The 4,353-nt window shown below is 57.5% G+C and carries 5 protein-coding genes and 1 pseudogene; 3 read left to right on the top strand and 3 right to left on the bottom strand.

From position 1 onward, the window contains the following. From groEL to A3C3_RS0137045, 3 genes are all read left to right on the top strand, one after another. The coding region (gene groEL, locus A3C3_RS0137035) for a chaperonin GroEL (RefSeq protein ID WP_022719490.1) at nucleotides 1-1,110 on the top strand (1,110 nt) is incomplete at its 5' end. A gap of 188 nt (nucleotides 1,111-1,298) precedes the next feature. Next, nucleotides 1,299-2,462, top strand: coding sequence for a TlpA disulfide reductase family protein (locus tag A3C3_RS0137040; protein WP_028740324.1), 1,164 nt, complete (start codon nucleotides 1,299-1,301; stop codon nucleotides 2,460-2,462). A 23-nt stretch (nucleotides 2,463-2,485) separates the two neighbouring features. Beyond that, nucleotides 2,486-2,707, top strand: a complete 222-nt coding sequence (locus A3C3_RS0137045) for a hypothetical protein (RefSeq protein WP_022719492.1) — start codon at nucleotides 2,486-2,488, stop codon at nucleotides 2,705-2,707. 423 nt (nucleotides 2,708-3,130) lie between these two features. Here A3C3_RS0137045 and A3C3_RS0137050 read toward each other — a convergent pair. The 3 genes and pseudogenes from A3C3_RS0137050 to A3C3_RS0137060 all read right to left on the bottom strand — a co-directional run. Further along, a pseudogene (locus tag A3C3_RS0137050) lies at nucleotides 3,131-3,413 on the bottom strand (transposase); the annotation flags it as partial. A 66-nt stretch (nucleotides 3,414-3,479) separates the two neighbouring features. Beyond that, nucleotides 3,480-3,956: a MaoC family dehydratase gene (locus A3C3_RS0137055; RefSeq protein WP_022719493.1), complete on the bottom strand. Its 477-nt coding sequence runs from the start codon at nucleotides 3,954-3,956 to the stop codon at nucleotides 3,480-3,482. An 83-nt stretch (nucleotides 3,957-4,039) separates the two neighbouring features. Continuing rightward, nucleotides 4,040-4,353, bottom strand: a 314-nt coding sequence (locus A3C3_RS0137060) for an SIS domain-containing protein (RefSeq protein WP_028740326.1), incomplete at its 5' end; no start/stop codon positions are given.

The following is a 4,353-nucleotide window of genomic DNA, read 5'->3' on the forward strand; positions in this document are numbered from 1 at the left end:
GAAGGCGTCATCACCGTCGAAGAAGCCAAGACCGCCGAAACCGAACTCGAAGTCGTCGAAGGCATGCAGTTTGACCGCGGCTACCTGTCACCGTACTTCGTTACCAATCAGGACAAGATGCGGGTCGAGCTCGAGGATCCCTATGTTCTCATCCACGAGAAGAAGCTCTCGAACCTGCAGTCGATGCTTCCGGTTCTCGAAGCCGTCGTGCAATCGGGCAAGCCGCTNCTNATCATCGCTGAAGACGTCGAAGGCGAAGCACTTGCNACGCTCGTCGTCAACAAGCTGCGCGGCGGGCTGAAGATTGCTGCCGTCAANGCTCCGGGCTTCGGCGACCGCCGCAAGGCCATGCTCGANGANATCGCGATCCTCACCGGCGGCACGGTGATCTCCGAAGACCTCGGCATCAAGCTCGAGTCCGTCACCCTCGACATGCTCGGCCGTGCGAAGAAAATCGTTGTCGAGAAGGAAAATACCACGATCGTCGACGGCGCCGGCGCCAAGTCCGACATCGAAGGCCGGGTTGTCCAGATCAAGGCGCAGATCGAAGAAACCACCTCCGACTACGATCGCGAGAAGCTGCAGGAACGCCTTGCCAAGCTCGCCGGCGGTGTCGCCGTCATTCGCGTCGGCGGCTCGACGGAAGTCGAAGTGAAGGAAAAGAAGGACCGCGTCGACGATGCACTGCATGCGACCCGTGCGGCAGTCGAGGAAGGCATCCTGCCAGGCGGCGGTGTGGCGCTGCTGCGCGCCTCCTCGCAGCTGACGGTCAAGGGTCAAAACGCCGACCAGGAAGCTGGCATCAACATCGTTCGTCGCGCGCTGCAGGCTCCGGCCCGCCAGATTGTTGAGAACGCTGGTGACGAAGGATCGATCGTTGTCGGTAAGATCCTCGAAGGAAATACCGATAACTACGGCTACAACGCTCAGACCGGCGAATATGGCGACATGATCGCCATGGGTATCGTCGATCCGGTCCAGGTCGTTCGCACCGCCCTTCAGGACGCAGCCTCGGTCGCCGCTCTTCTGGTCACCACGGAAGCCATGATCGCCGCGCTTCCGAAGAAGGACGTTCCCGCGATGCCGGGCGGCATGGGTGGCATGGAATAAGGCGAACACCTTAGCACAGCGGGTATGATCCGACAGAGCAGCCGCGTTCGCATAGTGGTCGCCGTTGATGTGTCGAGGGCGTGATTGACTTACATCAAGGCTGTTTGACCTAATGGGCCGTAATGTCTTCGTTTCTACCCTATGCGCATAAAGTCGCGCAGCCTTTAGCAATAGCTTTGGAGAGCAATATGGTCTTGTGTATGGAATCCCCGGCTCCTTCGATTAAAGTGCAGAACTGGCTGCGTGGCGAGCCCCTCACGAACTTCCAGCCCGGCAAGGTGTACATCGTCGAATTTTGGGCAACTTGGTGCGGACCATGTGTGTCGGCGATACCCCGTATGGTGCAGCTGCAGGAGAACTACAAGGACCGCGGACTTGAGGTCATCGGAGTCGCGGCAAGTGAAGTCGCTCCATCGGCCGATGAGGCCCGAACCAAGTTGAACGCGTGGTTGACCGAAAAGTGCTCGAATCTGAACTATCGAATCGCGTTCGACTCTACAGGCGAAATGGAAAAGCTTTGGATGGAACCCAGCTTTTCTGTCGGAATTCCGACCTCGTTCGTGGTCGACCGAGACGGCCGCATCGCCTTTATCGGTCATCCGATGGAACTGGATGACGTTTTGCCGAAAGTGCTTAACGGCAGCTGGCGCACCAGCGATCAAGCGAAAGCCGCTGATACGGAGCGGATCGCCGAATGCGAACCGATAGCGCGCAAACAAGCGTTGAAGAAGCCGATCAATGATAAATTTTGGGCATCGGTGAAGATAGAGGATTGGAAGACGGCACTCTCGGCGATCGAAGAGGGCATCGCCTTAATGCCGGACGACATCAATATCCGCGTGCTCCATGCGCAGCTGTTGCTTCACAGAATGCACGACATGCGGGCCGGCTTGCCCGTCATACGCCAATTGATTCGCGACGCGATCCAACGAAACTCTGAGCATTGGATGATTATGGCGATAGACCAACTCTTCCATCCGAAGTATGACCATTCGCGCTTCCCGTCTGCTGAGCGTCTCGCGATGGGCAAAGAGCTGTCCGAACACATCCTTGCACTGAATCCCCAGCAAGGCGACGTCCCTAAGTTCCTGTCTTATCGGGCGGTCGCTCGGTACTATCACGAGAGCGGCAACAAACATCGCGCGATCGAGTTGGTCGAGCTGGCACTGAAGGCGCTGGACGGTCCGGAGCCAGTCCCGGATGAAATGAGACAGGACTTTCTATCGGATTTGCTGCAGACCTTGGCCAACTACAAGGGTGAGGAGGTTCGCTACGGCGCACTCTGTGTCGCTCCGCAAAACAAGTTCTCGAACGGTGCCACGCCGAGGGTGGAGAAAGAGACATCGAATTGAAGATGCATAAGAAAACCTCTTGAATGACCTTTTATTCCGTTTGGACCACCAAAGCTCGGCGCATCGGCTCCCTCTCCACCTTTCGCAAGCATCTCAAAACGACGGTACTATCGGCGGCGCTGCTCACCGCAGTGTCGGCGAGGAAGTGGGCGCAGCAGTATATTAATGCCGACGTCAGCATGACTTCCGACGTGGAAGCGGTGCGCGCGAGCTGGTTGACAGACCGCAACGACACATTCCGTTAGCGAATGGTCGAAGCCGGAGATGATCGGGAGCGGCAAACTTGCGAATGCGAAAGATAAGCGGTCGGCTGGCACCCAATGCGATACGATGGATCGTTGCAATCTCGGTGACGCTGCACCTGATGGCCATTTGCGCAGTTGGGCAGCTTCCGGCTAAGAAACCTCTGCCCCCGCCATCAGAGCAAAGGATCACCGTTGAAATTCTGGTGGAGGCGCAAGCTGCAGCTTCGCGAGCCTCCGCTGTTAACGAGAGGAGAAGCAAGCCCCTCCCATTGTCTGCGTCGGCTAATGACACAAAGAAGCGGGCACGAAGCCGATTGCGTCTGCTGAACCAACCCCAGCAGGGGACAGAATGGGATCGTGCCCGGTGGAGTGGTGTAACTGAACGGCTTTGGTCACCGTGTTCTCCGGCGTGGGCCGGACTGATCAGCGTGCCACTGCCGGCAGGCTGATGAGCGGATCATCGCTCATCTGGCTGATGGTTTCCAGTGTCATATAGCTAGCGCGCTGCACTTTGTTCCAGCAGCAATGCGCCGACCAGGCGAACGATGGCATCGTCGTTGGGGAAGATGCCGACGACCTCTGTGCGTCGCTTGATCTCGCCATTGAGCCGCTCGATCGGATTGATTGAGTGCAGCTTGACGCGGTGCTCCTCGGGGAAGCTCATATAGGCGAGGACGTCGTGCTCGGCCTCGTCCATTCCCGACGCCGATATTCTGCGCGAGATGTGGAACAACGGCGACGGCCCTTAGACCGCTGATGTCCGTTCCATACTTCATGGCCGGTCCTTGGGGTCGAACTGAACGATAGCGATCCAATTGGCAGTGAGTGCCGGTTTATTCTCGTTCTCGATCTCGACCGTAACCTCGCAGGTGGTCACCAGCATGCTGGCGGCGCGAAACCGGCAATCCAAGAGCACGAAGCGGCCACGCACACGGCTGCCGGTCTTGAACGGCGACATGAAGCGGACGCGGTCGAAGCCGTAATTGATGCCCATGGTCTGTTCGCGGATCTTCGGCATAACACTGAAGTTCATCACCGACAGAAGCGAAAGTGTCAGGAAGCCATGGGCGATCGTGCCGCCGAACGGGCTTTCGGCCGCTGCGCGTTCCGGGTCCACGTGGATGAACTGATGGTCATGGGTCGCATCGGCGAAGAGATTGATTATCTTTTGATCGACGGTGATCCATTCTGATGTGCCGACTTCCTGGCCGACCAACCTCGACACTTCCGCGAGGGAGATTTCTTGCATACGAGCTCACTTACTTTAATTTCTAAATACGAAAGTGTTGGCGTTTTCCGATGGAGGAGCGTCGCCAGCTGAAAGCGTCACAATCATTCGACGGTCACCGATTTGGCGAGATTACGCGGCTGGTCTATATCTGTGCCCATGAAGACCGCCGCGTGATAGGCAAGAAGCTGTAGCGGCAGCGAGAAGATCATCGGCGCGATAATCTCCTCGACGTTAGGCAGCACGATGCGGTGCATCGTGTCGAGTTTGGACATCGCCGCTCCCCTCTCATCGGTGATGAGAATGATGCGACCACCCCGGGCGGCCACTTCTTGCATGTTAGAGACGGTCTTATCGAAGAACCGATCACTTGGGGCGATCACGATGACCGGCATGTTTTCATCGATCAGCGCGATCG

Origin of the sequence: Rhizobium mongolense USDA 1844 (assembly GCF_000419765.1) — a bacterium.
Lineage (GTDB): Bacteria > Pseudomonadota > Alphaproteobacteria > Rhizobiales > Rhizobiaceae > Rhizobium > Rhizobium mongolense.

Excerpts from the sequence above, each read along its gene's own strand:
- A3C3_RS0137045 (WP_022719492.1), top strand. The coding sequence starts at position 2,486 with ATGACCTTTTATTCCGTTTGGACCACCAAAGCTCGGCGCATCGGCTCC.
- A3C3_RS0137055 (WP_022719493.1), bottom strand. The coding sequence starts at position 3,956 with ATGCAAGAAATCTCCCTCGCGGAAGTGTCGAGGTTGGTCGGCCAGGAA.
- A3C3_RS0137040 (WP_028740324.1), top strand. The coding sequence starts at position 1,299 with ATGGTCTTGTGTATGGAATCCCCGGCTCCTTCGATTAAAGTGCAGAAC.